20 protein-coding genes are annotated in these 26,462 nt (G+C 71.0%); 10 read left to right on the forward strand and 10 right to left on the reverse strand.

The features are described from left to right. Positions 1-9: 9 nt before the first annotated feature. The 8 genes from WMF27_RS06785 to WMF27_RS06820 all read left to right on the forward strand — a co-directional run bounded on the left by WMF27_RS06785 (position 10) and on the right by WMF27_RS06820 (position 9,588). Entirely contained in the window at positions 10-906 is an 897-nt protein-coding gene (locus WMF27_RS06785) for an STAS domain-containing protein (protein WP_437769737.1), read from the forward strand. 524 nt (positions 907-1,430) lie between these two features. Further along, a complete protein-coding gene (locus tag WMF27_RS06790) occupies positions 1,431-2,960 on the forward strand; it encodes an amidohydrolase family protein (RefSeq protein ID WP_437769736.1) in 1,530 nt (509 codons plus the stop codon). 80 nt (positions 2,961-3,040) lie between these two features. Beyond that, positions 3,041-4,462 (forward strand): hypothetical protein, encoded by a 1,422-nt coding sequence (locus WMF27_RS06795; RefSeq protein WP_437943988.1) that lies wholly within the window; start codon positions 3,041-3,043, stop codon positions 4,460-4,462. Between the two features lie 160 nt (positions 4,463-4,622). Beyond that, positions 4,623-5,705 carry an ABC transporter substrate-binding protein gene (locus WMF27_RS06800; RefSeq protein WP_437769734.1) on the forward strand — a complete coding sequence of 361 codons (1,083 nt, stop codon included), beginning with the start codon at positions 4,623-4,625 and terminating at the stop codon, positions 5,703-5,705. 64 nt (positions 5,706-5,769) lie between these two features. After that, entirely contained in the window at positions 5,770-6,657 is an 888-nt protein-coding gene (locus WMF27_RS06805) for an ABC transporter permease (protein WP_437769733.1), read from the forward strand. Continuing rightward, a complete protein-coding gene (locus tag WMF27_RS06810; protein ID WP_437943990.1) occupies positions 6,654-7,436 on the forward strand; it encodes an ABC transporter permease in 783 nt (260 codons plus the stop codon). The genes WMF27_RS06805 and WMF27_RS06810 overlap by 4 nt, the downstream gene beginning before the upstream one ends. Positions 7,437-7,516: 80 nt before the next feature. Further along, positions 7,517-8,272 carry an ABC transporter ATP-binding protein gene (locus tag WMF27_RS06815; RefSeq protein WP_437943992.1) on the forward strand — a complete coding sequence of 252 codons (756 nt, stop codon included), beginning with the start codon at positions 7,517-7,519 and terminating at the stop codon, positions 8,270-8,272. 152 nt (positions 8,273-8,424) lie between these two features. After that, positions 8,425-9,588 carry a sigma-54 interaction domain-containing protein gene (locus WMF27_RS06820; protein ID WP_437769889.1) on the forward strand — a complete coding sequence of 388 codons (1,164 nt, stop codon included), beginning with the start codon at positions 8,425-8,427 and terminating at the stop codon, positions 9,586-9,588. A 253-nt stretch (positions 9,589-9,841) separates the two neighbouring features. On the opposite strand, the gene WMF27_RS06825 is transcribed toward WMF27_RS06820, so the two are convergent. From WMF27_RS06825 to WMF27_RS06850, 6 genes are all read right to left on the reverse strand, one after another. Beyond that, positions 9,842-10,300 (reverse strand): thioredoxin family protein, encoded by a 459-nt coding sequence (locus WMF27_RS06825; protein ID WP_437769730.1) that lies wholly within the window; start codon positions 10,298-10,300, stop codon positions 9,842-9,844. A gap of 118 nt (positions 10,301-10,418) precedes the next feature. Beyond that, a complete protein-coding gene (locus WMF27_RS06830) occupies positions 10,419-10,877 on the reverse strand; it encodes an SRPBCC family protein (RefSeq protein WP_437769729.1) in 459 nt (152 codons plus the stop codon). Positions 10,878-10,959: 82 nt separating this feature from the next. After that, positions 10,960-11,763: a phosphatase PAP2 family protein gene (locus tag WMF27_RS06835; RefSeq protein WP_437943995.1), complete on the reverse strand. Its 804-nt coding sequence runs from the start codon at positions 11,761-11,763 to the stop codon at positions 10,960-10,962. Further along, complete coding sequence (locus WMF27_RS06840) at positions 11,760-13,361, reverse strand: M16 family metallopeptidase (RefSeq protein ID WP_437943997.1); 1,602 nt, start codon at positions 13,359-13,361, stop codon at positions 11,760-11,762. Before WMF27_RS06840 ends, WMF27_RS06835 begins: the two co-directional genes overlap by 4 nt. A gap of 4 nt (positions 13,362-13,365) precedes the next feature. After that, positions 13,366-15,114, reverse strand: a complete 1,749-nt coding sequence (locus tag WMF27_RS06845) for a M16 family metallopeptidase (protein ID WP_437943999.1) — start codon at positions 15,112-15,114, stop codon at positions 13,366-13,368. Between the two features lie 99 nt (positions 15,115-15,213). Next, positions 15,214-17,598, reverse strand: coding sequence for a lysyl oxidase family protein (locus WMF27_RS06850; RefSeq protein ID WP_437944001.1), 2,385 nt, complete (start codon positions 17,596-17,598; stop codon positions 15,214-15,216). A gap of 265 nt (positions 17,599-17,863) precedes the next feature. Between WMF27_RS06850 and WMF27_RS06855 the strand changes: the two genes are divergently transcribed. Next, a complete protein-coding gene (locus WMF27_RS06855; protein ID WP_437944003.1) occupies positions 17,864-18,649 on the forward strand; it encodes an SDR family NAD(P)-dependent oxidoreductase in 786 nt (261 codons plus the stop codon). A 114-nt stretch (positions 18,650-18,763) separates the two neighbouring features. On the opposite strand, the gene WMF27_RS06860 is transcribed toward WMF27_RS06855, so the two are convergent. From WMF27_RS06860 to WMF27_RS06870, 3 genes are all read right to left on the reverse strand, one after another. Beyond that, positions 18,764-21,061, reverse strand: a complete 2,298-nt coding sequence (locus WMF27_RS06860) for a di-heme oxidoredictase family protein (protein WP_437944005.1) — start codon at positions 21,059-21,061, stop codon at positions 18,764-18,766. A 79-nt stretch (positions 21,062-21,140) separates the two neighbouring features. After that, a complete protein-coding gene (locus WMF27_RS06865; RefSeq protein ID WP_437944006.1) occupies positions 21,141-22,718 on the reverse strand; it encodes a DUF1552 domain-containing protein in 1,578 nt (525 codons plus the stop codon). Between the two features lie 70 nt (positions 22,719-22,788). Next, complete coding sequence (locus WMF27_RS06870) at positions 22,789-24,243, reverse strand: DUF1592 domain-containing protein (RefSeq protein WP_437944008.1); 1,455 nt, start codon at positions 24,241-24,243, stop codon at positions 22,789-22,791. A gap of 348 nt (positions 24,244-24,591) precedes the next feature. On the opposite strand from WMF27_RS06870, the gene WMF27_RS06875 reads away from it, so the two are divergent. After that, positions 24,592-25,431, forward strand: coding sequence for a LamG domain-containing protein (locus tag WMF27_RS06875; protein WP_437769720.1), 840 nt, complete (start codon positions 24,592-24,594; stop codon positions 25,429-25,431). 3 nt (positions 25,432-25,434) lie between these two features. Here WMF27_RS06875 and WMF27_RS06880 read toward each other — a convergent pair whose 3' ends face one another. Next, positions 25,435-26,454, reverse strand: coding sequence for a hypothetical protein (locus WMF27_RS06880; RefSeq protein WP_437769719.1), 1,020 nt, complete (start codon positions 26,452-26,454; stop codon positions 25,435-25,437). Positions 26,455-26,462: the final 8 nt, after the last annotated feature.

Here is a 26,462-nt window from a genome sequence, read left to right on the forward strand (position 1 = left end):
AGGGTACGGATGAACGGTGACACGGATTACACGGCTGTCGTTGCGGAGAACCAGCAGCTGAAGCAGCGCATCCGGGAGCTGGAGGAGGCCGAGGCGGCGCGGGATCGCCTCCAGGCGGAGCTGCGCCAGAGCGAGGAGCATGCGCGCGTCTTTGTCACCTACAGCCCGGCTGCGGTGGCCATGTTCGACAAGGACATGCGCTACATCCTGGCCAGTCACCGCTGGCGGGAAGATTTCGGCATGAAGGAGCAGGACATCATCGGCCGATGTCATTACGATCTCTTCCCCGAGATCCCCGAGCACTGGAGGGCGATCCACCGGCGCTGCATCGCAGGAGCCTCGGAATCGAACGATGAAGAGCCCTTCCCGCGGGCCGACGGGAGCGTCGACTGGGTGCGCTGGAAGATCTTCCCCTGGTACACGTCGGGCGGCGAGATCGGCGGCATCATGCTGTTCACCGAGGTGATCACCGACCGGAAGCGGCTCGAGGATACGCTCCGGTTGCAGGCGAAGACGCTCCTGGAGCTGTCGACGCCCATCGTGCCCATGAGCCAGGGCGTCCTCGTGCTGCCGCTCGTGGGCGTGCTGGACGCGGCGCGGGCGCAGCAGATGATGGAGAACCTGCTGAGCAAGGTGGTCGAGCGGCAGGCGCGGGTGGCGATCATCGACGTCACCGGCGTCCCGCACATCGACGCGGCCTCGGCGAGCGCCCTCCTGCAAGTGGCGCGTGCGGTCCGGCTGCTCGGGGCGCAGGTCGTCCTGACGGGCATCCGGCCGGAGGTGTCCCAGGCCATCGTCAGCCTCGACATCGATCTCGCAGGCATCGTGACCCGCCGCGACCTGCAGAGCGCGATCTCGTTCGCGACCGGGATGAGCCTGGCGCCCGCGTCGCCGTCCCAGCCTTGACGCAGCTTGCCCGCGGGCTGCTGCTGGAGCAGCACCCGCGCAGCACGCGCCTGCTGCTCCAGCAGCAAGGCATTGTCCGGTATAACGGATCTGTGTCTTTTGAAGCGGACGTGAGGCTGGTACGCCGCATGCAGAATCATGTAGAATGCCGAACGGAACCCGCAGCGGCGCAACGAGCGTGAGCTGCTTTCCTGACAGCGTGCGCGGCGTGTGCCGCGTGCGGCCGAGTTTCCTTCGTTGCCGGGAGGCGTCGGGGCCTTCGAGGCCTCTCCGAATTCTCCCCCGGGACGGCGCGCTGGAGCGTGCGGGCGCGGTCACAAGGCCGAGCATATCGATGGTGCTTCCGCCCGACCTGCCCTGCTGGCCACGGTGAAGGCTTGGTCCGCATCTAGCTCGAAGGCCTCTCACATTCTCAGCACAGGAGCGGGCGCCTGGTCGGCGCGCGGCCTCGTGCGCCCTGGGCGCGGCTGCCCGGCGCCGAGGGCCGCCGCGCGACCGCGCGACCGCGCCATGGAGTCATCATCATGAGCGTCTCATCCTCTCACCTCTCGCTGAAAGACGGCAAGAAGACCTCTCGCTCGCGGCTGGTGCGCGACAAGCTCGATTACCCGGTGATCGACACCGATCTGCACACGATCGAGTTCGCGCCGATCCTCGAGGATTACATCGCGAAGTACGGCGGCGCGAAGTCCGTCGACGAGTTCCGCGACGCGATCAACCGGGGCTTCGGCTACCTGAGCAACGAGTGGTACGAGCTCACGCCCGAGCAGCGCGCGGCGCAGCGCTCGGTCCGCCCGCCGTGGTGGGCGCTGCCGACGAAGAACACCCTCGATCTCGCCACGGTGTCGCTGCCCAGGCTGCTGCACGAGCGGCTCGGCGAGTCGGGGACGGACTACGCGGTTCTTTTCCCGAACGTCTCCACGTTCGCCACCCACGTCGGCAAGGAGGACCTGCGCCGGGTGCTCATCCGCGCGGTCAACGCCTATCACGCCGACGTGTACCGGCCGTACGCCGACCGCCTCACGCCTGTCGCCGCCATCCCGCTGCACACGCCGGAGGAGGGCGTCGAAGAGCTCGAGTTCGCCGTGCGCGAGCTCGGCCTCAAGGTCGCCCTCATCCCGGGCAACCTCCGGCGGCCGATCCGGTCGGTGGCCGAGAAGTACCCGTCGCGGCACCACCCGGACGTCGCGCGGCACGCGAACTGGCTCGACACGTTCGGCGTGGACAGCGAGCACAACTACGACCCGTTCTGGGCCAAGGCGGTCGAGCTCAGGACGGTGCTGACCACCCACTCCGCCGGGATGGGGTGGACCAGCCGCAGCTCGGTCTCGAGCTACATGTACAACCACATCGGCCACTTCGCCTCCGCCTCGGAGGCGCTCGCGAAGTCGCTCTTCTTCAGCGGCGTGACCCGCCGGTTCCCCGATCTCCGCGTCGGCTTCCTCGAGGGCGGGGCGGCGTGGGGCGCGACGCTGTTCGCGGATCTGGTGGGGCACTGGGAGAAGCGCAACGGCAGGGCGGTCCAGAACTACAACCCTGATCTGATCGACGCGAAGCTGCTGTACGCGCTGTACCAGCAGTACGGCGGCGAGGAGGTCGGGGCGCGGCTCGGCGACATCCACGCTGTCCTCGGCGGGGCGCTCGGCGTCTCGAACAACTCGCGGAGGCAGCCGCAGGACCCGGTCGCGCTCGACGACTTCGCGGCGGCGGGCATCGAGCGGATCGAGGACATCCGCGACCGGTACGTGCCGAACTTCTACTTCGGCTCGGAGGCAGACGACCCCACGATCGCGTACGCGTTCAACACGAAGGTCAACCCGCTCGGCGTGCAGCTCAACGCCTTCTGGGCGTCGGACAGCGGCCACTGGGACGTGCCTGATCTGACAGAGGTCCTCGCGGACACCTGGAGCCTCGTCGAGCGCGGGGCGCTCACGGAGGCGAACTTCCGCGATCTCGTGTTCACCCACCCATACAACTTCTTTGCCGGCAAGAACCCCGGCTTCTTCGCGGGGACCGCGGTCGAGCAGAAGCTGCGGAAGAGCAAGGCGGCCTGAACGTGGAGCGTCGGGCGGGGCCACGGAAGCCGCCCCGCCCGACCGTAGCTGTGAATCAACGAACCCCTCTGGATCCATTCATGCGTTTGCTCGACCGCTCAAGAACCGCCATCTCATCGACCCTCGCGACGACCGTCGTCCTTTGCGTGACGCAGGCGAGCGCGCAGAACCCGCCCGGCAGAGCCCAGGGCGAGCGTCCCGCGCCTGCGCCTGCCGGCGCGCCGGACCCCGGCACCCCGCCCGCGGGCGACGCAGCCGCGGAGGCCTTCGTCGAGCCCGATCCCAACGCCGTCACGCGGGACGACCTGCAAGGGCTCGTCACCGACCTCGAGAACTTCAAGTTCCAGTGGCAGCGAGAGCGCGACCTCCACACCGCCCTCTCGACCCGCTCGCTCCTCGTCGGCGGCGTCATCCAGGCGCGCATCGGATGGGCGGAGCAGCCGGTGAACACGGCGACCTCGAACGATCGCAAGGTGACGTTCGACACGGGCGCCGCGACCCTCACGTTCAATGGCATCCTCTACAAGGACTACGAGGAAGGCCGCAACCTGACCTACTCGGTGCGCTTCGGCGCCTCGCCCCAGCAGGCGAGCAACAACAGCTTCCTCAACCTGCTGGACGCCCAGCTGGCGTACTCCGTGCTCCCCACCCTCGCCCCCGAGGACTGGGTCCTGCAGGTCACCCTGGGCCAGCAGCTCCTGCCCTTCGGGCTGGAGGTCCCCGCGAGCGAGGAGCTGAAGCCGGTGATCACCAACGCGCAGTTCACGACGAAGCTCGGCCTGAACCGGCGCGACCTCGGGCTCATCGTCCGCGGCGACGTGCTGCCGCAGGTGGACTACGGCTACAACTACCGGGCGCCCCTCCTCGCCTACGCGATCGGCATCGTCAACGGGAGCGGGCCGAACACGCCCGACGACAACAGCGAGAAGGACATCATCGGCCGCCTCGCGTTCACCGTGCCGTCCGACTACAACTCCATCCTCCGCCAGATCACGCTCGGCGGGAGCGCGTACGTCGGCTGGCAGAACACGTTCCTCAAGGACGAGAAGAAGACGCTGTCCGGCAAGGGCGTCAAGCGCCGCTTCGGCGGCGACATCTACTACAACCACTATCCGATCGGCGTCACCTACGAGTTCATCTACGGCCAGGACGACGTGACGCTCGGGACGACGGCGGAGGACCCCCGGAAGACGAGGCAAACCAGCCTGTCGCACGTGGCGACCTTCTTCTACAACTGGGGCGAGCAGTTCCTGAGGGGCTACCGCAACCAGGGCCGCTACGACGACTGGTGGCCGAAGACCTACCAGCCGTTCCTCCGCGTCGACCTCTTCGACCCCAGCACCGAGGTGAAGGAGAACCGGGTCGACGTCTACACGCTCGGCTTCAACGTCTTCTTCGCGGAGACGACGAAGTTCCAGCTCAACGTCAACCGCCGAGACGACCGCACGAGCACCGAGGGGGCCAAGCACGAGGTACTAACCCAACTCCAAGGCGCCTTCTAGAGGGGGGCTCGCCCGCTTCGGATACGGGCCCACCTCGGCGTTTTCGGTGCTCGGCGTACGTGAGCACGCCTGCGCGCCGAAAACGCCGATCTGGGCCCGTCTCCTGTGCGGGCGAACCCCCCTCTGGCGGCGGTATGAGATGAATTCAGAGAGGAAATTTATGAGACGAGCTTTGGTTTTGGTGCAGATGTTGGTCGCGGTGATTTTGACGTTGTCGGCGCATGGGGCGCGGGCGGAGGCGCCTAGCGTTATCCGGGTGGCATTTGCGGGGGTGGGGATCGGGAACCGGCCGTTCGTCGGCGGTAGCAGCCTGAGCGTGGTGCACGCGCGGGGGCTCCTGGAGGAGGAGTTCAAGAAGGACAACATCAAGATCGAGTGGTCCTTCTTCAAGGGGGCCGGGCCCGCCGTCAACGAGGCGTACGCGAACCGGCTGCTCGACTTCGCGCTCCAGGGAGACCTGCCGTCGAGCATCGGCAGAGCAGGGGGGCTCAAGACGAAGCTCCTCGCGGGGGTGTCGACGAGGCAGCACACGTACCTGGCCGTCCCGTCGGACTCGTCGATCGCGTCGCTCGCGGACCTCAAGGGGAAGAAGGTCGCCCTCTTCAAGGGCACGAACCTCCAGCTCGCTGTCAACAAGATCCTCGCGGGGAGCGGGCTGTCGGAGCGCGATCTGCGGATCCTCAACATGGACGGCGCGACCGCGAAGGCGGCGCTGGCGACGAGGGACATCGACGCCGCCTTCGGCGGGTACGACCTGCTCACGCTCCAGGATCAGGGGGTCGCCAAGATCGTCTACTCGACGAAGAACGACTCGCCCGCCTACCTGCGGCACGCCCACCTGATCGTCACCGAGGACTTCGCGAACAAATATCCCGACATCACGAGGCGCGTCGTCAAGGTCGTCGTGCAGGCCGCCCACTGGATCGCGCAGAACGAGGCCAACCCGGCGCCGATCTACCAGCTCTGGTCCAAGTCGGGGGTGCCGTACTCGAACTTCAAGGCGGACCAGACGGGCGACTCGCTCAAGGTGCGCGCGAGCCCGCTGTTCGATGAATACCTGATCTCCCGCTACAAGGCGGCCGTCGCCGACGCGAAGCGGTTCGGCCTGATAAGGAACACCTTCGACGTCGACTCCTGGATCGATCTGCGGTTCCTGAACGCGGCCCTGAAGGAGCTGAACCTCGAGGGCTACTGGCCCGAGTTCGACGTGAACGGGAAGGTCAAGCACCCCGGGAGGCCATGAGAGGAGAGCGCGCGGCGAAGGGGCCTAGCGCAGGGCGGAACGCCACGAGAGAAAGGCAACCAAGATGACGCAGCAGGGAATTCAAGAGAGCCGGACCCAGGCCGGCTACAAGCTCGCGGCGCCCGACGTGGCGCTGCCCGCGGGCGGCGCCTCCCGGCTCCTGTCGCGGAAGGTGGGCAACGTCGCCGTGGGGCTCGTCTTCCCGGCGGCGCTCCTCCTCGCGTGGAGCTACGCCTCGCAGCGCGAGCTGATCCCGGCGCAGATCCTGCCGGCGCCAGGGCTCGTCGTGCAGACGCTGACCGAGCTCGCGAGCTCGGGCGATCTGCACACGAACATCGCCATCAGCCTCGGTCGCGTCCTCGGCGGCTTCGCCGCGGGCGGCGCGGCGGGCCTCGCGCTCGGCATCGCGATGGGGCTCTCGCGGCGGATCGAGGAGCACGTCCACCCGCTCTTCAAGGCGCTCGCGCAGGTCCCCGCGCTCGCGTGGCTGCCGCTGGTCATGATGGTGGCGGGGATCGGCGAGTCGCTCAAGCTGATCCTCATCGCGCAGGCGAGCCTCATCCCCGTGGCGATCAACACGTTCGAGGGCATCAAGAACGTGCCGAGATCGTACATCGAGGTGGCCCGGGTCTTCCGCTTCAGCCATGCTCAGCTGCTCCGGAAGGTCGTGCTCCCCGCAGCGGTGCCGTCCATCGCCGTCGGCGTCCGTTACGGCCTGACGCAAGCGTGGCTGTCGCTCGTCACGGTCGAGCTCCTGGCGTCCTCCGAGGGCGTCGGGTTCCTGATCGTCTGGGGCCGCCAGCTGTTCCAGCTCGACGTGGTGCTCGCGGCGATCCTCGTCGTGGGGATCGTCGGGCTCGTGCTCGACAAGGGGCTCGAGGCGATCGAGGCGCGCCTCCTCCGCTGGCGGCGCGCCGCCCTGGTACACCTCACCGAAGAACACCTACGATGAGCGCCATCACCCATGCTCTGATCCAGCCGCGGCTGCGGCGCGGCCTGGTCCTGCCCGTCCTGCTGTTCGTCGCGTGGCTCGTTGTCTGCCGCTACGAGCTCGCCAACACCCGCATCCTGGTCCCGCCGCTCGCGGTCTGGAAGGCCGCGAGCGCGCTGCACGAGAGCGGCGATCTCTGGGCACACCTGCGCGCCAGCCTCGTCCGGGATCTCCTTGGGCTCGCGCTCGGGATCCTCGCGGGCGGCGCCGTCGGCGGTCTGCTCGCCGTCTCGCGCACCGCCGACAAGCTGTTCTCGCCGAGCTTCCACGCGGCGAAGCAGGTCGCGCTGTTCGCGTGGATCCCGCTCATGTCGGTGTGGCTCGGCGTGGGCGAGCAGGCGAAGATCGCCTTCATCGCGCTCTCCGCCTTCTACCCGGTCGTCGTGAACACCTATGAAGGCGTGCGCAGCGTCGGTGTCGAGCACATCGAGGTGGCGCGGGTGCTCCGCTTCTCGCGGTGGCAGATCCTCCGCAAGGTCATCCTGCCGTCCGCCGCGCCGTCGCTCTTCGCGGGCGTGCACCAGGGGCTCATCTACGCGTGGCTCGGCACGCTCGGGGCCGAGTACCTGCTCGAGCCCGCCCCCGGGATCGGCACCCTGATGGTGGACGGGCGCGAGCGCTTCGCCATGGATGTCGTGCTGGTCGGGCTGATCGTGTCCGGCCTCGTGGGCTTCGGCCTGAACGCGCTGGCCAAGGCCGCGGAAGACCGCCTGTCGCGATGGCGCGTCCCCGGCGTGTGAACGTCGTCAGCGTCGTCAACGTCTGATTCCGTCTGCTTCGTCTGCTTCCGTCTGCTTCCGTCTGCTTCGAGGAGGAACTCATGGGCTCGCCTGGAGTCATCAACATTCGCGATGTCAGCAAGAAGTACGTGGTCAAGGACAAGCCCCTGGAGGTCCTCCGGGGGATCGGACTGACCATTCACCCCGGCGAGTTCATCAGCGTCGTGGGCACGAGCGGTTGCGGTAAATCGACGCTCCTCCGGCTCCTCGTCGGGCTGGACGGCGACTACGAGGGCGACCTCCTCGTCGGCGGCGCGCGCGTCGAGGGGACGAGCCTCGATCGGGGCATCGTCTTCCAGGAGCACCGGCTCTTCCCCTGGCTGACCATCGAGCAGAACGTCGCGCTCGGGCTCGAGAGCTCGGCGTGGACGCACGCCGAGAAGGCCCGCGCGGTCGACGAGCACCTCGAGCTCGTGGGCCTGTCCGGGTTCAAGCGGGCGTACCCGCACCAGCTCTCCGGCGGGATGGCCCAGCGGGCGGCGATCGCGCGAGGGCTGGTCAACCGGCCGGGCATCCTGCTGCTCGACGAGCCGTTCGGCGCGCTCGACGCGCTGACCCGCGCGAAGCTGCAGCAGGAGCTCCAGCGCATCTGGCAGGAGGAGAAGATCACCATGATCCTCGTCACGCACGACGTCGAGGAGGCGGTGTTCCTCGGCGATCGCGTCGTCGTGCTCGAGCCGCGGCCCGGGAGGATCAAGCGCGTCGTCCCCGTCAGCGCGCCGCGCCCGAGGTCCCGCACCGATCACGAGATCAAGGCCCTCGTCGACGAGGTGCGCGGCTACCTCCTCGAGGCCTAGCGCGACGGATCGAGGCGCAGCGTGACGGAAGGCCCGAAGCCACCTGGGACAGCCGGTGAGGCCGCGCCAGAGAAAGATCTCTGGCGCACGGCAGGCTCATCCGTTATAATGGACGGACCATCCGCTGTTATGGTGAGTGAAGCCCGATGACGATGCCCTTGCTCACGCTTCCCAACACGAGCTCGCCGGCCCTTTCCGTGCGCGCCAAGGCGCTTGTCTTCCAGGATCCACGCTCGCAGGCGATCCTCGAGCGGATCGGGCAGCTCTCGCCGAGCGACGTGACGTTGCTCGTGACGGGGGAGACCGGCACGGGCAAGGAGATCGTGGCCCGTCACATCCACGCGTTGAGCCACCGGCGAGGGCGGCCCTTCGTGGCGGTCAATTGCGGCGCCTGGTCGGAGTCGCTCGTCGAGAGCGAGCTGTTCGGCCACGAGAAGGGCGCCTTCACGGGGGCGACGACCTCGAAGGCCGGGTGGTTCGAGGCGGCGGACGGCGGGACGCTGTTCCTCGACGAGATCGGGGATCTGTCGCTGCCGCTCCAGGTCAAGCTGCTCCGCGTGCTGCAGGAGCGCGAGGTGGTGCGGCTCGGCTCGCGCCAGCCGATCCCCATCGACGTGCGGCTCATCGCGGCGACCAACGTGAACCTGGAGGAGGCGGTGATCGCGCGGAAGTTCCGCGAGGATCTCTTCTACCGGCTCAACGTGGCGACGCTGGCGCTCCCGCCGCTGCGCGAGCGGCCGGGCGACATCCTCCCGCTGGCGCGCTACTTCCTCGATCTCTACGCGCACCGGCTCGGCTCGGGGCCGGCCGTGCTCACGGCGGAGGCGACGGCGCGGCTCCTCGGGCACCCGTGGCCCGGGAACATCCGGGAGATCGAGAACGCAATGCACCACGCGCTCCTGGTCTGCAAAGGCCAGGAGGTCACCCCGGCGGATCTGCGCCTCACGGCGCTCCTGCCGAAGGCCGGGGCGAGCGTTCCTCCGCCGGAGCAGGGCGCGACGGACGCCGTGTCCCAGGTCAGGCCGACGCCGCAGGCGACGGCGCTGGAGGGCGCGCTGCTCGCGCTGTTCGAGCAGAACCTGCCGAACCTGCACGAGCAGATCGAGGAGACGATCATCCGGACGGCGTACCGCTACTGCGATCGCAACCAGCTCCAGACGGCGAGGCTGCTCGGCATCAGCAGGAACATCGTGCGCGCGCGGCTCGCGCAGTTCGGAGAGCTGGCGCGCTACCGGGCGTCGCGCGGCGGGGCGGCGGCCGCCGCGTTCGGGCGAGGGGAGGCGAGCACCGCGTCGCGCGCCCCGGGGACGACCTGAGCGTGCGCTGAGCGAGGGGCGTCAGCTCGGCTGTGCGGGGCGCGGCGGGCGCGGTAAGGCGAGCGAGGCCGGCGGGGGCGCCTCAGGAGCGCGACGAGGAGGCGGGCGGGGGTGCCTCAGGAGCGCGACGGGGAGGCCGGCCGGGAACGACCCGGCGTGCGGGGGCGAGCCCTCAACCAGGCGCGTCGCGTCACCCGCTCTTCTCGGCTCCCAGCTCCCCAGCTCCGCTCTCTCTACGGCCCGCGGCGCGGGCTCAAGCGTGGCTCGCGCCCGTGGAGGGCTGCCCGGCCCTGGCCTCGATCCAGCGCTCCAGATCGGCGCGCGAGGTCACGCCGCTGCGGCGATCGAGCTCTCGCCCTCCGCTGAAGAGCACGAAGGTGGGCACCCCCTGGATGCGCCGGCGCCCGGCTTCCGCCGGATCGGCGTCGGTGTCGAGCTTGAGGACCAGCACCTTGCCCGCATTCCTGCGGCCGAGCTCGTCGAGGGCCGGCGCGACGACTCGGCACGGGCCGCACCAGGTGGCCCAGTAGTCGACGAGGACGGGGACAGGAGAGCTCGCAATCGCCTGTTCGAGCGCGGCCCCGTCCACCGGCTGCGGAGCGCCCGTCGTGTCGAGGTGGGCCTTGCAGCGGCCACAGACCGGCCGATCCTTGACCCTCTGGTCCGCAACCCGGTTGATTGAGCCGCAACGGCCGCAACGGTAGATTGCCATGCTCTTCTCCTTGCCGTCGCCGCGTGCCGCGGCATTGCGAGCAACTTGGGTCCGGCGTGAGCCTTGGCAACCAGGGGGCGCGTGGGCCGCGCGGCGGACGCGGCTGTCGGCGGGCGGGCTATCGCGGCGGGGCTTCGCAGGCCCGTCGCGTCATCTCGTGGCGGTAGTCGAACATCCGCTCCAGCTTGCGCCGGACGAAGAGGCCGCCGCCGAGCCGGCCGATCGCGCCGAGCGGGAGCTCGTACTCCACGCGGTCCGTGAGGTAGCAGCCGCCCGAGCCGTCGGGGTCCATGCGGTGCGTGTGCACCCAGCGCTTGAACGGCCCGCTGCGCTGCGTGTCCTGGAACATCCGGCCCCGCTCGTACTGCGTGTGCTCCGCGACCCAGCGCAGCGGGACAGGGCCGACGCGCGTCTCCACGACCACGCGCGCGCCGACGAGGATGCCACCGGCCTTCTCCAGCACGCGCGCGTGCTCCCAGGGGGGCGTGAGGCGCTCGAGGGCGTCAGGCTCCTCGTGGAAGGCGAAGACCCGCTCGGGGGGCGCGGCGATGCGCGTGCGCTTCTCGAAGGTGGGCATGCGCGAGCATGGATCGCGTCACGCCCCTCTTCGAGGAGCGCACGCGCATCACTGCCGCTCCTGGCGGCCTCCCGGCGTGGCGTCAGAACGCCCACGACCAGGTGACCGCTGCCGGCTCGGGGGGCGGGCCGGGCAGCGTGCCTGCCGCGTACCTGGCCTCGCTCGGCTGGAGCGGGTGGACGGCCGCGATCGCGAAGCCCGTCACGTGGCCCAGGATCATGCCGGCGCCGACGTCCTGCCACGAGTGCGCGCCGGCGCCGATCCGCAGCGCCATCGTCACCACCGTGGCCGCCTCGGCGAGGGCGAGCGCGCCGAGGCGCGGCGCGGCGTCGCCGGTCGTGCGCAGCGCGAGGTTCAGGCGCGCGCCCGCGACGGCGGCCACCGGGGTCGTGTGACCCGAGGGGAAGGCGTCGAAATCGAGGTCGGTCTCGCCGCACCGATCGGTCCGCCACGAGCGCGGCCGGCACCGGCCCGACAGGCGCTTGATCACGTTCGAGAGGCCGGTCGACAGCGCCGCCGCCTCGGCCTCGATGAGCGATGTCCTGAGCGCCCGCGCGTAGGGGCGGGGGACGCCGGCGCCCGCGAGGTAGCTGCCCTCGAGGGCGTACCCGCCGCCGAGGAGGAGCAGCGTGCCCGCCGCGGCGCCGGTGATGTCGCTGGCGAGGCCGATCGCGTCGTTGCGCTCCTCGCTCGAGGCGGCGCCCCACCCGGAGCGCCGCTGGGGGAGCAGGTACGTCGCGAGCGACGCGGTGCAGGCCGCGGCGAGGGCCGCCTCGCCGCCCGGCGCGCCGAACGCCCAGTCCGGGGCCGCCGGCCCCGCCTGCGCGGCGGCGGGCGCGCTCCACGCCAGCGCGCACACGCAGGCGAGCGGCGCGCCGTACTTCACGGCTTCTTCGCTGCGGGGGGCGCGGCGGGCTTCGCGGGCGCGGCGGGCGCCGCCGGCTTGCCGGGCGCCGCCGCCGGTCCGGCCGCCACGCCTGGCGCCTTCTGCACGATGACCTCACCGAGCTGCAACGCCGAGAGCTGCTCTCCGACAGCGCCGGCGTCGCCCACCAGGACGACCCGGAGCTGCTCGGGCACGAGGTACTTCTGCGCGACCCGCTGCACGTCCGCGGGCGTGATCCGCTGGAGCCTCGCCGGTCGCGTCGCGTACTCGTCGAGCGGCAGATCGTAGACCGCGAGGCCCGCGATCGTCGACGCGGTCGCGTCCGCCGTCTCGAAGCGCGCCGGCAGCTGGCGGATGAGGTTCGCCTTGGCGTCCGCGAGCTCCTCGCTCGTGACGGGCTCCCTCCGCATCCGGTCGATCTCCGCGAAGATCTCGCTCACGGCGGGGCCCGTGTTCTCCCGCACGATGGCGCCGCCCGCGGAGAACGGGCCCGCTCCGTGGCGCATGTCGAAGCCGGAGCGCGCGCCGTAGGTGTAGGCGTGCTTCTCGCGCAGGTTCAGGTTGAGCCGGCTCGAGAACTGCCCGCCGAGGAGCGTGTTCATCACGAGCAGCGCGTCGTAGTCCGCCGTCGCGCGCGGCACGCCCGGAAGCGCCACCGTCACGGTCGACTGCGTGAGCCCTGGCCGGTCGACGACAACGACGCGCGGCGCGCCCGCGGCGATCGCCGGCGGATCGGCGGGGATCGCCGCCTTGGCGGGGGCGGGCGGCGCCGAGGCCGGGCCCTTCCATGCGCCGAAGACCCGCTCCACCTCCTTCACCGCGTCGGCCTTGGTGATGTCCCCGGCGATGGCGACGGTCGTCAGCTCCGGCCGGAACTGCGCGGCGTGGAACTTCGCCAGGGCGCCCGCCGTGATCTTCTTCAGCGCCGCCTCGGTGCCGATCAGCGGCGCGTTGTACGGGTGGCCCTCGGGGTAGAGGACCCGGGCCTGGGCGATGGAGAGGAGCGACGCGGGGCGATCGTTCATCTCGGCGAGCTGGGTGATGCGGCGCGACCGCTCGCGCTCGATCTCCGCCGGCGCGAAGGCCGGGTTCATGTACGCGTCGCCGAGCAGCGTGAGCATCTCGCCGAACCGCGGCGTCACGCTCTGGCCCTGCACGCCGCCGCCGTCGAAGCCGACCGCGGACCAGAAGCTCGCGCCGAGCTTGCCGAGCGCGTCGCTGAGCGAGAGCGCGCTGCGGGTCCTGGTGCCCTGCATGAGCATCGCGCCCGCGAACGCGCCGACGGCCGGCTCGGCCTGGTCGGCGCCGCGGACGGTCGTCACGTCTACGGCCACGATCGGCAGCTCGTGCCGCTCCACGACGAGGACGCGGATCCCGTTCGCGAGCTTCGCCTCCTCGATCCGCGGCGGCTGGAAGACCACCTCCGGCCCGGTGGGAGGCGGCGATTTGCGGAAGTCGTCCGCCGGCGCGGCGGCGGGCGGCGCCGCGGCGGGGCGCTGCGCGCTGGGCGGCGCCGGGGGCGGCGTCGACGTGACCGGAGCGCAGGCGGCGAGCGCCACGGCTGCGAGCGAGGCGGAGACGGTTCGTTTCATGCGCATGGGCTCAACCCCCCTTCGGCGCGGCCGGCCCGGCCGCAGGCTTGTCGACCGCGGGCTTGTCGCCAGCGGGTTTCATGATGGCCGGCGCGGCCGCCGGCTTTTCGGTCGCCGGCGCGGCCGCAGGCTTCGCGCCCGCCGGCGCGGCCGCGGGCGCCGCGACCGCGGGCTTCACGCTCGCCGCTGCCGGCGGCGCCGCGGTGGTGGGCTTCGCGCCCGCCGCCGCGGGCGTCGCCGCCCCGGTCTGCTTCACGAGGCGCCCAGCCTTCGGGGCGCCCGGCTTCGGCGTGACGAGGGCGATCACGCGCCTGCCCTGGGGCAGGAGATCCGCGATCGCCTTCTGCAGGTCGGCGGCGGTGGCCTTCTCGTACCTGGCCACGTCCTTCGGGAAGTACCCCGGATCGCCGGTGAGCTGGTTGTAGTTGTTGATGGCGTTCGCGCGGGCCGTCACCTGCTCCATGCTGAAGACCAGCTCCGAGAGCACCTTGGCCTGGGCCCGGTCGTGCTCGTCCTGCGTCGGCGGCGCCTTGCGCAGCCGCTCGAGCTCGGCGTCGATGAGCTTCAGGGCCTGCTCGGGCGACTTGCCCTTCTTCAGCGTCGCCGTGATCTGGAAGGTGCTGGCGAGCTGGCTCGATTGCTGGAACGCGAAGACGTCCTGCGCGATCTGGAGATCGTACACGAGCTTCTTGTAGAGGCGGCTCGTCTTGCCCGAGGCGAGGACGTTGGCGACGAGGTCGAGCTCGGCGTCGCCGGGCGCGAAGCTCGGCGGCGTCACCCAGCTGATGGTCACGCGGGGCAGCTCGACGTCCGCCTCGATGTCGAGGCGCTTCTCGGTCGCGAGGTCGCCGGGGTCGGGCCTCGTCGCCACGGGCGGCGGGGCGCCCTTCGCGATGGGGCCGAAGTACTTCTGGATGAGCTCCTTCGCCCGGCGGCGGTCGATGTCGCCCGCCACGACGAGGGTCGCGTTGTTGGGCACGTAGAACGTCCGGAAGAAGGCCTTCACGTCGTCCATCTGCGCCGCGTCGAGATCCTCGGGCGTGCCGATGGTCAGCAGGTGGTAGGGGTGGCCCTCCGGGAACAGGGCCGCGCGGAGGAACTGCGGCACGAGGCCGTAGGGCGCGTTCTCGTAGTTCTGGCGGCGCTCGTTCTTCACGACACTGCGCTGGCTCGTGAAGGTCGCGTCGTTCGCGTGGTCGAGCAGCCACCCCATCCGGTCGCTCTCCAGCCAGAGCACCAGCGCGAGCTCGTTGGCGGGGACGGTCTCGAAGTAGTTGGTGCGGTCGGTGTTCGTCGTCCCGTTGCGATCGCTCGCGCCGGCCCGCTCCAGGTACTTGAAGAACATGTCCTCGCCCACGTGCTTCGAGCCCTGGAACATGACGTGCTCGAACAGGTGCGCGAAGCCGTTCTTCCCCCGCGGCTCGTCCTTGGAGCCGACGTGGTACCAGAGGTTGACGGCCACGACGGGCGTGCGGTGATCCTCGTGCAGGACCACCTCGAGCCCGTTCTCCAGCGTGTACTTCTCGACCGGGATCGCGACGCTCACGCTGGTGGCCGCCGCCGCAGGCTGCGCCTTCGTCGCGACCGGCGCCGCCGCCGCGGGCTTGGCCGCAGGTTGAGCCGCCGCAGGCTGCGCCGGCGCTGCGGCCGGGGGCGCGGCGTAGGCGGGCAACGTCAGGCCGAGCGCGGCGACGAGCGCGCTGGACAGGGACGAGAGCGCCCGGAGGCGCGTCCGTTCGGACCGATGGTGGGCTCGCATGGGCGCGGTTTTAGCGCAGATTGCCCGAGGTCGAGCGCAAACTTCGCTCGTGGAATGGGGGCGCGGCGCTGTGTGTTCACGCCCGGCGGCGCGCCCCTGTCACTGGAATGGTGTGACGAAGAGCTGGTACGGCCCGAAATCCACCGGAGTACGCCCCTTCACGGTGATGGCGCCGAGGCTCCCTCCAGGTCGTGCCCCGTAAATCCGGGAGTTCACGCCCTCCCTCTCGCCCGCGCAGGCGCTGAGCGGGCCGAAGCACTCGATGTTGATGGGATGGCATGCGTCGTCCGCGGTCTTGATCGTCATCGGGAAGTCGGTCAGGCCGCACGAGGACACCACGGTGGACGTCCCCGGGCAGACCGGGACATAGAACGTCTGCTCAGGGCTGCTCGCGCCGCACAAGGAGCTGGGAGGGATCGGCGCCCCGGTGGTGTCGCCGCTGACGAGGCCGCTGCCCGAGATGACCCCGGCCCTCTCGCCGAGGCACGACGCGCGCTGGAACCTGAGGCGGACCGTGCCGCGCGCCTCGGGGTGCGCGGCCTTGACCACCACCGTGTAGGTCCCGGCCCGGAGCCTGGCCGCGAAGTGCGCGCCCGGCGCGGCGTCGCCGCAGCTGTCGGCCGCGCAGCCGACGGGGGGGCCGCCGCACCCCTCGCCCTCGAGCACCGCGAGCGCCGTGTCGACGTCCGACGCCAGGGTGCCGAGGTACACGACCTCGTCGGACGGGAGCGTGAACCGGAAGAACACCTCGCCGCCGCGGCCGCCGCACGGCAGCGCGACGTCGGAGGTGTTCTCGGCCGTGATCTCCGCCGCGTAATCCATCGAGCCCGCCAGCTCCCCCGGCGTCTCGCAGCTGCCTACGCCCGGGATCGGCGCGCAGCCGTCGTCCGGGACGCCGTTGCAGTTCTCGTCGACCGCGTTGCCGCACACCTCGGGCACCGGGGAGGCGCACCCCTCGCCCTCGCAGCCGTCGTCGGGGAGCCCGTCGCAGTCCTGGTCCACCGCGTCCCCGCAGATCTCCGGCTCGGGCTCGCAGGGCGCGAACGCCGGGACGTGGACGGGCACCTCGACCACGTTGTTCTCGATCGCCTGCTCGGCGATCGCGCCGATCGGGTTGACGGTGACGCGGAGGGTGTAGTCCCCCTCGGGCACGTCCGTCACGTCGACCCACTGGCACGGCGTGCCGACGTCGTAGGTGTCGGCCCACCCCGCGCTCAGGAAGTTGCACCCCATGCCTCCCGAGGTCGGGTAGCCGCGCGGCGCGGGGGACGAAGGATCGAGAGGCTCCATGTCGACGAGGCAAAACGCCTGCTTGTGCCCCAGGGAGACGACCTCGCCCTCCGCGTCGACCAGCCGGTAATCGGTGAAGTCCAGGAAATGGAAGTGCTGGTGGCACTGCGCATACTCGAAGAGCGGGCTGTTGAACTCGGGGCCGGGGTCGAGGTGGCCGGGCCCAGCGTTCTCGACGCGCCCCTCGAACTCGAGGAGATGCCGCCGGCCGGGGCCGCCGATGCACCTTTCCATGAGCTCGCAGGCGTCTCTGGGGAACGTCTGGTACGAGAACCGGATCGTGTCGACGATGCGCTGCCTGTCCGGGCGCAGGTCGGGCACGATGCAGACGCCGTCCTCGCACGCGTGGCCGCCGGGACAGCACGCGCCGCCGCAGATCGCGCCGTCGCAGGCGGGGTAATCGACGGGGAGGACGATCGTGTTGTTGTCGAAGCGCGCCTCGGCGAGGGTCCTGTTCGGGTTCACGGTGATCTCGAGCTCGTAGAGCCCGGCCGGGACGCCGGTCACGTCGAGGGCGTTGCACGCCACGGTGCCGGGCTGCTCCACGTGCTCTCCCGGGCCGAGGCCCTGCGCGTCGCAGCCGTACTGGCCGCCTGGCATCGCGACGCAGCGCGCGTCGAGCTCGGCCTCGGCGACCACCGCGCTGCCCTGGCGGAGGCGCGCGCGGAAGAAGCGCGGGACGACGTAGCTGTCCTCGCAGAAGTTCGGCTCGAAGACGTCGCTCTCCGACGGCACGCCGAGGTCGAGCGGAACGTCGCCGGCGTTCTCGAGCGAGACGTGGAAGCGCATGAGCGCCCGCCGGCCGCTCGCGCCGAAGCACCCCTGCAGCAGCTCGCACGCGTCCTCGTCCACGCGGACCGTGGCGAACGTGACGGGCTCTCCTCGCTCCGGGGGCCCGAGCACGAGGTCCGCCGCCTCGCAGCCGCCGCGCACGCACGCGGCGCCGGGGCTGCAGCACGCCGCCTCGCCGCAGGCGCGCGCCTCGTCGCACGCGGCGGCGCAGCCCGACGGCTTGCCCTCGGCGTCGATCTGACACCGCGCGCCCCCGGGACACACGATGTCCGAGCCGGGGCAACGGATGCTCCCGGACACACCGCCGTTGCCGGAGCCGCCGTCTCCCGCGCTGCCGCCTCCTGCCCCGCCCGAGGGCGGCTCGCCATCGCCGCAGGCGGCGGCCGCCAGGAGGGTTCCCACCAACAGCGTTCTGACAGGCTTCTTCATGGTCACCGGGCGAGGACGATTGAGGAGCGGCGTGAATCGGGCGGTGTCGCGTCGCCGCTGCGCACAGCGAAGCAAGGCCCGCATCGTAGCGCGCGGGCGGTCGAAAGCAGCTCGAGCGCGCGGCCACGCAACATCCCGACCGTCCCTATGCGGGATCTCTCGGTGCCTGGCGCGCCCGGGTCGGGCGCGAACAGCGTATTTCCCTCGGTTCACCCGCGGAGGGTGTACTCTCGCCGACATGGCTCCCGTCGTCGTCATCACCGGTGCATCCAGCGGAATCGGTCGATCGCTCGCGTTCTCCTGGGCGAAGCGCGGCGCGCGCGTGGTGCTGAGCGCGCGCGGGCGAGACGCGCTCGAAGGGGTCGCCTCGGAGGTGCGCGCGGCGGGCGGCGACGCCCTCGCCGTGGCCGGCGACGTGACCGTCGAGGAGGACCGCAAGGCGCTCTGCGAGCGGGCGCTCGGCGCGTACGGCCGGCTGGACGTGCTCGTGAACAACGCCGGGCGCGGCTACTACACGCCATCGATCGAGATTGACCCCGCCGAGCTCGAGGCGCTCTACCGGCTGAACGTCGTCGCCCCCGTGCGCCTCGCGCAGCTCGCGATCGAGCCCCTCACGGCCACGAAAGGCACCCTCGTCATGGTCTCCTCGATCGCAGGGCTCGTCGCGGCGCCGCGGATGGGCCCGTACGCCTCGTCGAAGTTCGCGCTGGAGGCGCTCGCGATGTCGCTCCGCGCGGAGCTCTCGTCGCGCGGCGTGCGCGTGCTCGTGGTGCGGCCGGGGCCGGTCGAGACCCCGTTCCACGCGAACGCCGTCGTGACCGACGACAACGTCGGCTACCGCCCGCCCGGCCACAAGAAGCAGAGCCCGGACGAGGTCGCCGAGATGATCGTGCGCGCCGTCGAGGCGGGCCGCGACGTCCTGGAGACGAGCCTGTTCGTGAAGACCGCGAGCCTCGCCGCCCGCGTGGCGCCCGGCCCCATGCGCTGGCTCTCCAGGCGGATGGCGCGCCGGTCGGGGTTCTGAGCGGAGCGCGCTCCTCCCGCGCCGGGGACGCCGGGCGGGTCGAGCACCCGAGCAAGCCGAAGGAAGGCGGGGGCGGGGAGGGGGCGCCCGGAGCGAGCTCCGCGAGGCGGGGGCTCAGAGCGAGCGCAGGAAGGCGACCACCGCGTCGCGATCTCCCGCGGGGAGCGCCATGAAGCGCTGCTTCGCGACGTCCGCCTCGCCGCCGTGCCACAGGATCGCCTCGACGACGTCCCGCGCGCGGCCGTCGTGCAGCAGCTGGGTGTGGCCGTTCACGGCCTCGAGCAGCCCGATGCCCCACAGCGGCGGCGTCCGCCACTCGCGCGGCCCCGCGAGGTGCTCGCTCGACGACGTGTCCGCGAGCGCTTCGCCCATGTCGTGCAGGAGCAGATCGCTGAAGGGCTGGATGAGCTGATCCCGCAGCTCGACGAGCGGGTGGCGGCTCCCCGTCTTCATCGAGGGGACATGGCAGCTCGCGCACCCTGCCTGGCTGAACAGCGCCTCGCCGCGCTGGACGGCCGGGTCCGCCGTGTCGCGGCGCGGCGGCACGCCCAGCATGCGCATGTAGACCGCGAGCCTGTCGAGATCCTCGTCGGAGAGCTCGGGAGCTCCGCGCGTGCCGGCCTGACAACCCGTCTGCGCCTGGCCGCACTCCTCGACCGGGAACAGGCTCGTCGTCACGCCCATGTCCGCCACCAGCGCGTCGGCGACCTGGTGGGGCACGCTCACCTTGCTCGCCTTCCAGCCGAAGCGCCCTATCCGCAGCGCCCCCGAGACCGGATCCGGGATCAGGTTCGGACGGCCCGAGATACCGTCCTGATTGCAGTCCATCCCGTCTGCGCGCTCGAGCAGCGCGTCCTCCGCGATCGCCTCGAGGAGGCCCATGCCCACGAGCGGGCGGGCCACGCGGACCGAGTAGCTCGCGACAGGCCCTGCGGAGAGCCCGTCGAAGCGGAAGGTGGGCTTTCGCAGGACGTACGGCGTGCCGTCGGGGAACTGCCCGGGTTCCTCGGTATAGGCCACGGTGGCCGTACCCTCGCTGGCGCCCCCGCCCTGCGCCTTGTCCTGCAGCTGCCGGCCGTAGCTCGGGTCGGCGGTGGGCCCGCCGTCCGCTTTCGCGCCTGCGCCGAACAGCTTCACGACGGCGGTCTCCATCGCCTCGCCGGGCTCGGGCGGGGCGCCGCGACCGTTGTTGATATGGCAGCTCACGCACGCCGCCTGGTTCGAGAGCGGCCCCGCCTTGCCGGCGTGCTCGTCGAAGACGGGGTTGCCGCCCTCGCTGTGCTCGCCGGTGGCAAAATCCGTATGGAACAGGCGGCGCCCCTCGAGGAAGGGCTGGATAGAGCTCTCCTGGATGTTGAGCGCCATCTGCTCGTAATAGAGATGAGGCTCCTCGTAGATGTACGGTATCGTCCCGTCGCCGCCCGACAGGGCCGCCTCGTTCGGCGCGTTGAACGGCGTCAGCTCGCCGCTGCCGACGCGGTAGCGGAACGTGTCGCTGTAATAGCTCGTCCTCCCCTCGACGGTGTCCGCGTCAAGGAACACCCCGAACTCGAACTCCAGCAGATCTCCCGCGCGGATCTCCCTGCCGTCCCTGGCGTTGCGATCGACGACGAACTCCCAGTGGGTGCTCGTGATGCGCTCCATGCCGTTGTTCGAGTCGAACACGTTGCCCTCGCCCGAGTACCAGCAGCGGAAATTGATGGTCTGGCTGTTCGATGCGTTTGCTCTGGGGAGCCAGGTGAACTTGATGGTGCTGCCGCCTGCCGGGATCGTGTCCTCGACGATGAACTTGTAGCTTCGGTTCTCGAAATAACGCGGCTGGTACGGGCTGAACTCTTCCTCTTTCTCGTGGCGCCCGCGCACGCGCCCTGCGGCCTCGAGCGTGATCGTCCCATCGGCGGCCGTCGTGGTGATCGGCTTGCCCGCCGTCGCCGAGGGGAACAGCGGGGAGATCTCGCCGTCCACGCCGGAGCACTCGCCGGGATCGACCTCGCCGCCGTCGCAGGCCGGCGCGGGCGGCGCTCCCGCAGAGAAATAAGCGAAGATCGCCTCGATGTCGGCCGTCGCGATCTGCTGCTCGCCGAAGGCCGGCATGCGCTCGTTCCCCGTGCGCCCCGTGCGCACCTGCGCCGTGAACTCCTCCAGGGTGCCGTCGAAGGCGAACAGATCGGGAAACCCGCCGGTCGGCTTGCCGTGGGCGCTATGGCACCCGCCGCAGTTCAGCGCGAACGCCTGCGGCAGCGCTGGCCCGTCGCTCGTCTCCTCGCAGGGCAACGCGCCTTCCGGACCGCCCCCGTCGCCCGGCGAAGGCGACTCCGGCGAGGGAGACGCGGGCGACGGGTCGCTCGAGCACCCGAGCTCTGCGGCGCAGGTCACGAGCAGCCCGAGCGCGACATGGAGACCCCCGGACACCAACCGACGTGAGCGGCCTTCGAACATCGTGTTTCGACCTCCGGTGTGAGCCCATCCATCGAGACCGTGAACCGCAGCGCTACCGCAGGATCTCCTCGAGGAGCGCGTTCGGCACCCCGCGGCGATCTTCGCCGAACGACGCGACGCCGAGGTCGTAGTACTGGTTCATGATGGTGAACCACAGATCGCGGAGCTGGCGATCCTGGCCGAGGGGGCCATACGCGACGTGCGCGTCGTTCAGGAAGACGCCGTCGCCGCCCAGGAGGACGATGGGCAGATCGTACGCGTCGTGGTCGTGCGTGCGCATCTCGCTCATGTAGACCATCACCGAGTGATCGAGCACCGTCCCGTCCCCCTCGGGGATCGCGTCGAGCCGCTGCGCGAGCTGCGCTGTCTTCTGGCCGAGCCAGCAGTTGATCGCCGCGAAATCGAGGTTGCTCTCCTCGACGACCGCGTAGCGGCCGCCCTCGTCCGCGGCGCCCAGGTTGCCGGGGCCGTGCTGGCAGGAGTGATAATGGAGGCTGCTGCCCGCCCTGTACTCGAGTCCCACCTTCGCGCGGACGTCGGCCGGGATGCACCGGTACTCGAACTCGGAGCGCGCGTCGTCGAGCATGTGGGTGATCACGCGCGTCACGTCGCATTGAATGGCCATGACGATGAGATCGATCATGACGTTCGCGTGATCGTCGTGTTTGTACTCGCCGGCCTCCGTGCTGTCGTTCTCGTTGAGCCCCTCCTGCTGCCCCGGCGGCTCGGGGACCACGCCGGGCGCGCCGATCGGGCTGCAGCCCAGGCTCGACGGGGTCATCGTCGACTGGACGCGGGTCACGTTCTTCTCGGTCTCTCGCAGGGCGTCCAGGTACTGCTGGACGATCTTGCGATCGTCCGAGCCGACCTTGCGCATGAGCGAGTTCGCGTCCGCGAGCACCGCGTCGATGACGCTCTTCTCGGTCGCCGCGCGGCGCTCGGCCTCGATCCGGGCCTGCTCGTCGGTCTGCCCTGGCACGGGGGGCGCGCTCGCGGCGCCCGCGTTGACGAGCGCGTCGAACACCGCCTTCGGGTTGACCGAGCGCTTCAGCGGCTCACGCGGGCTCTTCCAGGAGACGGCCTGATTGTAGGCGTAGCTGCGCCCGTCGAAGAAGCCGGGCTTCACCCCGAGCCCCGTCTGCAGCGACGGGATGCGGGTCGCCTGCTCCGGGCCTGCCCTCTGCACGATGAGCTGGTCGACCGAGACGCCGTTGCCCACCCACTCGCCGAGGTCCTGCCCAGCGGCCCTCCCGAGCTCATCGGCGTCCACGCAGGTCGACAGCGCGGCCATGCAGCGCGAGTGGGACGGCTCGATGAACGCGTTCTGCTCCTTGCTCCACGTGTGGTTGCCGAGGCGGCTTATCATGAGCATCTTCGACTTCACCGGCGCGAAGTGCTCGAGCACCCTGGGCAGCTTGAAATCGGCGCCCTTCAGCGTCTTGCCGAACGCGGGCGCCGTCTCCCACCAGTGGTGGGGCGCCCCGTTCGGGAAGGTGCAGAGCAAGAAGCGCTTCGGCGTGCCGGGCTCCCCGCCGCGCGCGCTGCGCGGGGCGAGGCTCTCGAGAAACGGCAGCGCCAGGCAGACGCCCGCGCCGCGCAACAGGTTCCTGCGTGTCATTCCGCGTTTCATGTGCGCATCGCTCCTTCGTGCCTGGTTCCGTGCGGAAACAGCGCCTGCGGCCTCACTTCGCCCTGCGGCCTCACTTCGCCCCGACCTTCGCCGCGCGGAGGCGGAACGCCTCGCTGGTCACCACCTGCTTCACCAGATCCGCGATCGTCCCCTTCTCCCAGCGCGCGGCGATCGCCTCGAGCGTGTCCCTGTCGCCGCCGATCGGGCGCCGGCGCAACGCATAGGTGAAGAGCTGCTCGGAGGGGCAGAGCCCCAGCTGGGGGTCCTTCTGGAGCTCCGGGATGAGGCCGGAGATGTCCTGGAACGCCGCGCCCCCGTACTCGCCAGTCGCGTCGACCGCGTCGCCGTTCGGGTACTCGGTCCGGTAGGCGCCGATCGCGTCGAAGTTCTCGAGGCTCAGCCCGATGGGATCGAGGACATCGTGGCAGCCCGCGCAGTCGGGCGACTCGCGGTGCTTCTCGAGCTTCTTGCGGACGTTGTCGACGGGGCCCGAGTCGCCTCCCGCGGCCTCGAGCTCCGGGATATCCACCCCGGCGGGAGGGGCCAGGTCGGAGCAGTAGAGCTGCGCCAGGATCGTCTTCGCGCGGGACGTGGGGGAGGTCCGATCGGCGCGGGAAGACAGCGTGAGGAACGCGGGGAGCGTGAGGAACCCGCCGCGCCCGGCCTCGGGGTCGTTCGCGTAGAGCGGCGCGAGCGGCGGGCTCTCCGGGTGGGGCGCCGTGAGGAACTCGGACCACGGCCGCTCGCCGGTCGTGAAGCCGGTGAAATAGGCGTTGGCCTGGTCGATCATCGCGCCCTTCATCTCGTCGTTCCAGCCCGGGAACAGCCCTGTGTCGACGCTGTGGCTCGGGAGCGTTCGGGTCCCGAGCCACTGCCCGAAGAAGTTCTGGAAGAACGCGGCGCTCTTCGGGTCGGCGAGCATGCGGTCCACCTGCTCCCGGAGCTCGTCCTCGGTGGCCAGCGCATCGCCCTCCGCGGCCTCGAAGAGCTCCTCGTCCGGGAGCGAGCTCCAGAGCAGGTACGAGAGGCGCGACGCGATCTCATGGCCGCCGAGGGCGCCCGGCGATCGCGTCGAGTCGGGGCCGACCTCGATCCGCAGGAAGAAATTCGGCGACGTCAGCAGGGTCCGGACGACGTGCTGCACCGCCTCGACGGGGGACATCTCGAGGGTGGCGCGCGCGTCGTCGTACTGCGCCGCGTACCGGTCGACCTCCGCCGCCTCGAGCGGGCGCCGGAAGGCGCGCAGCCCGAAGCGCTCGATGATCTCGCGCGCGCACCCGTCGCCCGCGCCCTCCGCCGGGTCGCACACGAGGATCTGGGCGCGCTGCGCCTCGCTCGAGAACGCGTCGGCCGCCAGCTTCTTGGCGGCGTCGTAATACCCCTGGACGAGGACCTGCGAGAGGCTCGAGAGCGCGCTGGCGTTCGCGTCGAAGCCCTTCGCGCCGGAGGCCGGGAATCCGTCCGCCGGCCGCAGGCGCGTGCCCAGGAGGTGGGCGACCGTGTTGTTGTACTCCGATGCTGTCATGTGGTGCAAAGGCATCCCGCCTGGCGCGACGGCGTCGTCGCCTCCCGGCTCCTGTCCCGGATCGTCGTCGCTTCCGAGGATGCCAGTGCACGAGATGCTCAAGAGACATCCCCCGGCGACGAGCCAGGGACTTGCGAACACTCGGTCAAGTCGGCACATCATGGTCGGCTCCCGCGTGTGGAATCAGCGCTCTCCCCCTCGTCGCCGGAGCGCGCGCCTTTCGTGATCGAATCGACAGCACACCCGCGCTAGGATCAGCCTGTGTCGTGCGCGCGGAAGACTACGATGATGGTGCTGCTCCTCGGCTTGTCCGGATGTGGGGCAGATGTGGATATTGCGGTGGGCCGTATGACGCCGACGTCGGTTGTGGGCGGCGGCGGGGAAGGTGGTCGTGGCAGCGGGGGAGGGGGGCGTGGTGGTGGTGGGGCGCTGAGCGGCGGTGAGGCGGGAAGCGGCGGTGAGGCGGGCGGCGGCGGGGACGGGGGCGGCGGCGCGGCCCCCTGCGATGCGCTGCCGTCGCTGGCTCATCGGTACACGTTCGACGGGGTGGGGGCGGTCGTCGCCGATACGGTCGGCGGCGCCGACGGCGAGATCTTCGGCGGCGCGAGCCTCGACGGCGGAGGGGTGCTCACCCTCGACGGAGAGGACGACTACGTCGAGCTGCCCGCGGGTCTCCTCACGGGATCGAGCGACGTCACCGTGATGGTGTGGGTCGCCCGCAACGGCGGAGGGGCGTACCTGCGCGTCGTCGACTTCGGCATCGGCAGCACAGGTGAGGATCCCGTCGAAGGCGACTCGAGCGTGGGGCGGTCCTACCTCGTCATCACCCCCTCGACGGGCTTCGAGCCGCCGGGCATCGCCGCGCTCGCGAGCGACAGCGGCGCCGCGGGCCAGGTGCAGGTCACCACCGCGCCCACGCTCGATGACGCCGGGATCCATCAGCTCGCCGCGGTCTTCGACGGCGGGGCGGGGACCCTTTCGCTTTACCTCGACGGCGCGCTCCTCGGCAGCACGCCGGTCGGCTTTCCGCTCTCGGCGATCCAGGACGCGAACAACTGGCTCGGGCGGTCCCAGTTCGATCAGGATCCGTACTTCGGAGGGCGTTACGACGAGCTGCGCCTCTACCGCGGGGCGCTGGCCGGCTGCGCGATCGAGGCCGCGTGGCGCGCCGGCCCGGAGTTGCCCTGAGGCTCAGAAGGCCAGCGCGAGACCGAGGCGCGCGCTGAGGCCTGCGACCGGGGGGCGGAAGACGGTGCCGTCGAGGTTCTCGACGACGAAGCGGGGCCGCGTCAGCGGGACGACGGCGTGCAGCGCGCCCTCGATGCTCACGGGAGCGGCGACGCGCCATTCGAGCAGCGTCCCGAGCCCGGCTGCGAAGATCGGCGTCGTGAGGGTGAAGGGCTCATCGACCTCCCGCCCTCTGGAGCGCAGCCAGTGCTGGCGGCCGAGCGCGCAGACGTACACGCGGAGGGGGCGCCCGAGCGGGAGCGCGCACGCGTCGACCTCGAGGAACCAGAGCCGGAACTCGGCGCCTGCAGCCATCCCCGCGATGTGGCCCGAGCTCGACGGCACCACGCCGGCCGCGCCGTCCGCGCGGAACCAGCCGCTGCGGATCCCGCCGCCCGCGGCGAGCCCGACGCCGATCGTCGGGACGAGCGCCTGCTCGATCTGCGCGCTCACCCAGAGCGCTCCCTCCACGTCGCGCTCGCTCGCGGCGGACGGCCGCGCTGCCGCGGGAGGTGGGCGGCGCGGCGCGGGAGGCGGCGGGCGCGGCGCGCCGGCGGCGGGGGCGGCGATCGCCTGGGGCGGCGCGGGCTGCGCGGCGGCGCTCCGCGCGACCGCGTCGGGATCGATCGACATCGCGACGATCAGCGCCGCTGCCCGCGACATGGACGCGCAGTCGTCGCCACGGATCACCCGCTCGCCCGGCGCCGGCGCGCGGATGCGCAGGTCGAGCCGGTAGCGCTCGTCGCGCTCGCGAGCGATCGCGATCTCGACCTCGATCGGCTGGCGCTGCTCCGACGTTCCCAGCAGCCGGGCGATCTCGCTCCGGACCTCGTCGACCGGCGGGCACCCCGCCGGCGCTTCCCAGCGGAGATCGATGGTGCGCGGCTCGGCGGGCGCCGCGAGCGCGCGCGCGGGCAGGAGCCCTGCCGCGACGATCAGCGCCGGGAGGATCGACGGCGCATGCGCCCACCTTGAGACGTGCACCCGCGCAC

Source organism: Sorangium sp. So ce281, from assembly GCF_051527395.1.
Taxonomy (GTDB): domain Bacteria; phylum Myxococcota_A; class Polyangia; order Polyangiales; family Polyangiaceae; genus Sorangium; species Sorangium cellulosum_B.

Bases quoted from the DNA above. Each gene is read 5' to 3' on its own strand.
- WMF27_RS06785 (WP_437769737.1), top strand. From the start codon at position 10: ATGAACGGTGACACGGATTACACGGCTGTCGTTGCGGAGAACCAGCAG.
- WMF27_RS06790 (WP_437769736.1), top strand. From the start codon at position 1,431: ATGAGCGTCTCATCCTCTCACCTCTCGCTGAAAGACGGCAAGAAGACC.
- WMF27_RS06795 (WP_437943988.1), top strand. From the start codon at position 3,041: ATGCGTTTGCTCGACCGCTCAAGAACCGCCATCTCATCGACCCTCGCG.
- WMF27_RS06800 (WP_437769734.1), top strand. From the start codon at position 4,623: ATGAGACGAGCTTTGGTTTTGGTGCAGATGTTGGTCGCGGTGATTTTG.
- WMF27_RS06805 (WP_437769733.1), top strand. From the start codon at position 5,770: ATGACGCAGCAGGGAATTCAAGAGAGCCGGACCCAGGCCGGCTACAAG.
- WMF27_RS06810 (WP_437943990.1), top strand. From the start codon at position 6,654: ATGAGCGCCATCACCCATGCTCTGATCCAGCCGCGGCTGCGGCGCGGC.
- WMF27_RS06815 (WP_437943992.1), top strand. From the start codon at position 7,517: ATGGGCTCGCCTGGAGTCATCAACATTCGCGATGTCAGCAAGAAGTAC.
- WMF27_RS06820 (WP_437769889.1), top strand. From the start codon at position 8,425: ATGCCCTTGCTCACGCTTCCCAACACGAGCTCGCCGGCCCTTTCCGTG.
- WMF27_RS06825 (WP_437769730.1), bottom strand. From the start codon at position 10,300: ATGGCAATCTACCGTTGCGGCCGTTGCGGCTCAATCAACCGGGTTGCG.
- WMF27_RS06830 (WP_437769729.1), bottom strand. From the start codon at position 10,877: ATGCCCACCTTCGAGAAGCGCACGCGCATCGCCGCGCCCCCCGAGCGG.
- WMF27_RS06840 (WP_437943997.1), bottom strand. From the start codon at position 13,361: ATGCGCATGAAACGAACCGTCTCCGCCTCGCTCGCAGCCGTGGCGCTC.
- WMF27_RS06845 (WP_437943999.1), bottom strand. From the start codon at position 15,114: ATGCGAGCCCACCATCGGTCCGAACGGACGCGCCTCCGGGCGCTCTCG.
- WMF27_RS06855 (WP_437944003.1), top strand. From the start codon at position 17,864: ATGGCTCCCGTCGTCGTCATCACCGGTGCATCCAGCGGAATCGGTCGA.
- WMF27_RS06865 (WP_437944006.1), bottom strand. From the start codon at position 22,718: ATGAAACGCGGAATGACACGCAGGAACCTGTTGCGCGGCGCGGGCGTC.
- WMF27_RS06870 (WP_437944008.1), bottom strand. From the start codon at position 24,243: ATGACAGCATCGGAGTACAACAACACGGTCGCCCACCTCCTGGGCACG.
- WMF27_RS06875 (WP_437769720.1), top strand. From the start codon at position 24,592: ATGACGCCGACGTCGGTTGTGGGCGGCGGCGGGGAAGGTGGTCGTGGC.